1 protein-coding gene and 1 pseudogene are annotated in these 731 nt (G+C 53.9%); both read right to left on the bottom strand.

The window, feature by feature from the left end:
• A partial coding sequence (locus lacNas_RS10035) for an OB-fold nucleic acid binding domain-containing protein (protein WP_244661458.1) occupies positions 1–406 on the bottom strand: 406 nt, incomplete at its 3' end.
• Positions 407–458: 52 nt separating this feature from the next.
• A pseudogene (locus tag lacNas_RS10030) lies at positions 459–731 on the bottom strand (aspartate--ammonia ligase); the annotation flags it as partial.

Below are 731 nucleotides of genomic sequence, written 5' to 3'. Positions count from 1 at the left end.
TTCTGATCTGCATGATGGCAAATGGCCGGCGGCTTCTCAGCCACAGGTGCCGGTGGTCCAGCAGGAAGTCGATCCCGTGTTCCTTGTTGGTGATCGGGTAGCCTTCGTTGTTTGACACGACTTCCAGGTCGCTGATCTGGATTTCGTAGCCAAAGTGAGACCGGGCATCTTCATGGATGGTCCCAGTGATGTAGAAGCTGGCTTCCTGGCGCAGGCCCTTGGCTGCTTCAAAAACTTCCTCGCTGACGGCGTTCTTGCGGACAACCCCTTGGAAGAAAGCCGTGCCGTCTCTCAATTGCAAGAAGACGATCTTGCCGCTGGAACGCTTGTCGGTCAGCCAGACATGCATCCGGACTTCTTCATCAACGTGCTTGCTTGATTCTCTGATTGAAATCAATTCTGTCATAATCTTTCTCTTTACCTCGGTATCTTTTGATTTTTTTTGCTCGCTTTGGAATTTACAGGAGCTGGATTCTGGCGGCTTCGCACTTGGCGACGATGTCGTCTGGCCAGATGCTGGCCTGAACTTCGCCGATGTGGGCCTTGCCTAAAAGCAGCATGCAGAGTCTTGACTGCCCGATCCCGCCGCCGATAGAGTATGGCAGCTCGCCTTTTAACAGGGCCTGGTGGAAAGGCAGGTCCAGCCGGTCTTCAGCAGCTGCCAGTTTCAGCTGCTTTTTCAACCGGTCTTCATCAACCCGGATGCCCATGCTGCTGACTTCAAAGGCCCG

This window comes from Lactobacillus nasalidis (assembly GCF_016587775.1).
GTDB classification, from domain to species: Bacteria; Bacillota; Bacilli; order Lactobacillales; family Lactobacillaceae; genus Lactobacillus; species Lactobacillus nasalidis.
Note: the sequence above shows the minus strand (reverse complement) of the source record. Positions and strands in the feature narration are given on the sequence as shown.